Source organism: Streptococcus sp. UMB1203 (assembly GCF_030217725.1).
Classification (GTDB): domain Bacteria; phylum Bacillota; class Bacilli; order Lactobacillales; family Streptococcaceae; genus Streptococcus.
Window position 1 is genome coordinate 1 of the sequence record NZ_JASOOK010000052.1, and the last position, 4345, is coordinate 4345.

The window sequence follows — 4345 nt, forward strand, 5'->3', positions numbered from 1 at the left end:
GAAGAGCCAGTGACACCGGCACCGAAAGAAGAGACTCCATCGACACCAGCGCCAAAAGTGGAAGAGCCATCGACACCAGCGCCGAAAGAAGAGACTCCATCGACACCAGCTCCAAAAGAAGAGACTCCATCGACACCAGCGCCAAAAGTTGAAGAGCCATCGACACCAGCGCCGAAAGCGGAAGAGCCAGTGACACCGGCACCGAAAGAAGAGACTCCATCGACACCAGCGCCAAAAGTTGAAGAGCCATCGACACCAGCACCGGAAGAAGAGAAGCCATCGACACCAGCGCCGAAAGCAGAGGAACCATCGACACCGGCACCGAAAGACGATGAATCAGCTTCTTCGGTTGAATCTCCATCAACAGGTAATCATTCAGAAGAGTCTGGAACACCATCTGCAACTCCTACAGGTGATTCAACAGCTACCCAACCAAGTGATTCAACATCGTCACCGGTAACCCCAAGTGAAGAAGCACCGGTCACATCAGGCGAGTCTAATTCTGCTACACAGCCAGCTGGAGAATCAGGTAAATCTGAAACAACTGCAGAATCTTCAAATACTCCATCTGCTGAAGCTACAAATGATTCAGGGACTGCAGCAACATCAACTCCGACTCCAGAAGCATCAACTTCAGAGCCAAAATCAGAAGAAGAACTTAAGAAGGAAGAAACCTTGAAGTCAGCTAAAAAGGAGAGCATAGATGATAATATCGGTGAAGTTGTTAAAATAAAAGCAGATGCGATTGAAAAAGTTACTGATGCAGATGAAAAGGCAAGATTAAAAGAAGCATTAAAGACGTTACAAGATAAAGCAATAGAAGAAATTAACAAAGCAAAAGACGATGAAGAAGTAGCTACTGTTACAGAAAAATATCAAAATGAAATCAATGCATTGGATGTTCCAGGTGAAGAAGTTTCAAGTCCGAATTATGGTAGAGAAGGCTTGACCAATAATGGTCCTGGTGGAACTACTATTGACAATGGAAGCACAGCGATTGGTCATGGTGCAAGTGGGACTTCCAGATCAGCAGTAGCATCTCCAACACAACCTTCTTCAACTTCAGAAGGGACTTCAAGTTTTAGAAATGCTCCATCAGTTCAAGCAAGAGCAAGAAGAGTAGCACGTTCAACATCAGAACCAGATGGAACTGTAAATATTAGCTATAACTTCGCTGGAATGCCAGATATTCATGGTTTCCTATCTGACCCAGGAGAAGATAACACTGTTACAATTCCTGCTGGAACGAGTGAAGCACAGGCAAAAGAATTAGTAAAAGAAAAAATTCAAGCCAAGATAAAAGACCTAGCTGCTAGAGGGTATTATGTGAAAAATGACATTATTTTTGAACAAGATACTACTGTGAAAAATTATAACTACGTTGTCACATTCACTAAGGAGGCTACAGGAACTTCAGGTTTCAGAATGGCTCCAGCAGTTCAACCACGCGCTAGCAGAAATCGTAGAAGTCTAGAACAGCCAGCTCCTCAAAAGGTCAAAGTAAATGTATTTTATAACTTTGATAAAATGAAAGATATTGCAGGTTTTCTGGGAGATATCAATGGAACTCCTCTTGAAATCGCGGAAGGTTCAACAGATGATCAAGTAAAAGCAGCAGTCAAGAACCAAGTTGATGCCAAGAAAGAGGAATTACGTAAACGTGGTTATACTGTTAAAGAAGACTATCTCTCTAAAAATAATGGAAAAGATTATAACTACGTTGTCACATTCACTAAGGAGGCTACAGGAACTTCAGGTTTCAGAATGGCTCCAGCAGTTCAACCACGCGCTAGTAGAAATCGTAGAAGTCTAGAACAGCCATCTCCTCATAAGGTCAAAGTCAATGTTTTTTATAACTTTGATCAAATGAAAGATATTGCAGGTTTCCTAGGAGATATCAATGGAACTTCTCTTGAAATTGCGGAAGGTTTATCAAATGAACAGGTGAAAGAAGCTGTCAAGAGCCAAGTTGAAGCTAAGAAAGAAGAGTTGAGCAAACGCGGCTACACTTTCAAAGAGGACTATGTATATCAAGCTAATGGGAAAGATTATAACTACGTTGTAACATTTTCAAAAGCAACTAAATAATGTTCATTCCATAGGGAGTGAAATGTGAGCAGAGAGAGCAATAGGCTCTCTTTGTTTTATCTAGTAGCAAGTTTCTTAAAGACAAAAGGCCAATAAGAGATTATAATAAATAGAGTAGGTATTTATTCTAAGAAAAATAAAAAAAGAGAGCAGTTAAAGTATGAAAATTTTAATTGTAGAAGATGAAGAGATGATCCGTGAGGGGGTCAGTGACTATTTGACGGATTGTGGCTATGAAACTATTGAGGCGGCGGACGGTCAAGAAGCCTTAGAGCAATTTTCCAGCTATGAAGTAGCCTTGGTTTTACTGGATATACAGATGCCTAAGCTCAATGGTCTGGAAGTCCTAGCTGAGATACGCAAAACCAGTCAGATTCCTGTATTGATGTTGACAGCTTTTCAGGATGAGGAATACAAGATGAGTGCCTTTGCTTCGCTCGCAGATGGCTATCTGGAAAAACCTTTTTCTCTGTCCCTCTTAAAAGTGAGGGTAGACGCGATTTTCAAGCGCTATTATGATATGGGACGAATCTTCTCCTACAAGGATGCCAAGGTGGACTTTGAGAGCTACAGTGCAAGCCTAGCAGGTCAAGAAGTGGCTATCAATGCCAAAGAGTTGGAAATTCTGGACTATCTGGTGAAAAATGAAGGACGGGCCTTGACTCGATCTCAGATAATCGATGCCGTCTGGAAAGCGACAGATGAGGTTCCCTTTGACCGTGTCATTGATGTTTATATCAAGGAACTGCGGAAAAAGCTAGACTTGGACTGTATCCTCACTGTGCGCAATGTTGGTTATAAATTGGAGCGAAAATGAAACGAACAGGTTTATTTACAAAGATATTTATCTATACCTTCTCGATTTTTAGTGTTCTGGTTATTTGCCTTCATTTAGCTATTTATTTTCTTTTTCCCTCGACTTATCTGAGCCATCGTCAGGAAACCATCGGCCAGAAAGCGACAGCCATTGCCCAGTCCTTAGAAGGGAAAGACAGGCAGAGTATCGAGCAAGTGTTAGAGCTGTATTCCCAGACTAGTGATATCAAGGGGGCCGTTAAGGGAGAGATGACTGAGGATAAGTTAGAAGTCAAGGACAGTTTTCCTCTGGATACAGACCGCCAGACAACCTCTCTCTTTATCGAGGAGCGGGAGGTGACAACGCAAGACGGTGGCATCATGACTCTCCAGTTTCTAGCTTCCATGGATTTGCAAAAGGAAGCGGAGCAAATCAGTCTCCAATTTCTCCCCTACACCTTGCTGGCATCCTTTCTGATTTCCCTTTTGGTTGCCTACATCTATGCTCGGACCATTGTTGCACCGATTTTGGAAATCAAGCGAGTAACCCGTCGGATGATGGAACTGGATGCCCATGTGCGATTGCGCGTGGATTCTAAGGATGAGATTGGTGATCTCAAGGAACAAATCAATAGCCTCTATCAGCACCTCTTGACTGTCATTGCGGACTTGCATGACAAGAATGAAGCTATTCTCCAGCTCGAAAAGATGAAGGTCGAATTCCTACGAGGGGCTTCTCATGAATTGAAAACACCGCTTGCTAGTCTCAAAATCTTGATTGAAAATATGAAGGAAAATATTGGTCGTTATAAGGATAGAGATCACTATCTGGGAGTTGCCTTGGGGATTGTGGATGAGCTCAATCATCACGTTCTCCAGATACTTTCTCTTTCTTCGGTCCAGGAATTACGAGATGATAGGGAACAAATTGACCTACTTCAGATGACACAAAGTCTGGTTAAGGATTATGTCTTGCTAGCTAAGGAAAGAGAACTCCAGATAGACAATAGTTTGACCCATCAGCAGGCCTATCTAAATCCATCGGTGATGAAATTGATTTTATCTAACCTCATCAGCAATGCTATCAAGCACTCTGTTCCAGGTGGCTTAGTTCGCATTGGAGAAAGAGAAAGGGAACTTTTTATAGAAAATAGCTGTAGTCCAGAAGAACAAGAAAAACTAGCTCAATCTTTTTCTGATAATGCTAGTCGCAAGGCCAAAGGGTCTGGGATGGGGCTCTTTGTGGTCAAGAGTCTATTAGAACATGAAAAATTACCCTATCGTTTTGAAATGCAGGAGAATCGTTTAACCTTCTTTATAGCTTTTCCAAAAGTCGCTCAAGACTAGGAAGAGAAAGGGTTTACATAGATGAAGCTAGAAGAAATTGCTAAATTCCCAAACTAACTTCCACCGTTAATCCAAGTGGAAGTTAGTCTGATAAAAATCGTAAAAACCAGTGGAA

Annotated in this window: 3 protein-coding genes; all 3 read left to right on the forward strand. The window is 42.0% G+C overall.

All coding sequences use genetic code 11. The features are described from left to right. Positions 1 to 2088, forward strand: a 2088-nt coding sequence (locus tag QP439_RS08715; RefSeq protein ID WP_502961734.1) for a DUF1542 domain-containing protein, incomplete at its 5' end; no start/stop codon positions are given. Between the two features lie 160 nt (positions 2089 to 2248). Continuing rightward, positions 2249 to 2905, forward strand: coding sequence for a response regulator transcription factor (vncR, locus tag QP439_RS08720; RefSeq protein ID WP_247947362.1), 657 nt, complete (start codon positions 2249 to 2251; stop codon positions 2903 to 2905). Beyond that, the gene (vncS, locus tag QP439_RS08725) at positions 2902 to 4230 is read left to right on the forward strand and encodes a sensor histidine kinase VncS (RefSeq protein ID WP_049551391.1); all 1329 of its coding nucleotides are present in this window, start codon (positions 2902 to 2904) and stop codon (positions 4228 to 4230) included. The genes vncR and vncS overlap by 4 nt, the downstream gene beginning before the upstream one ends. The last annotated feature ends 115 nt before the right edge of the window (positions 4231 to 4345 follow it).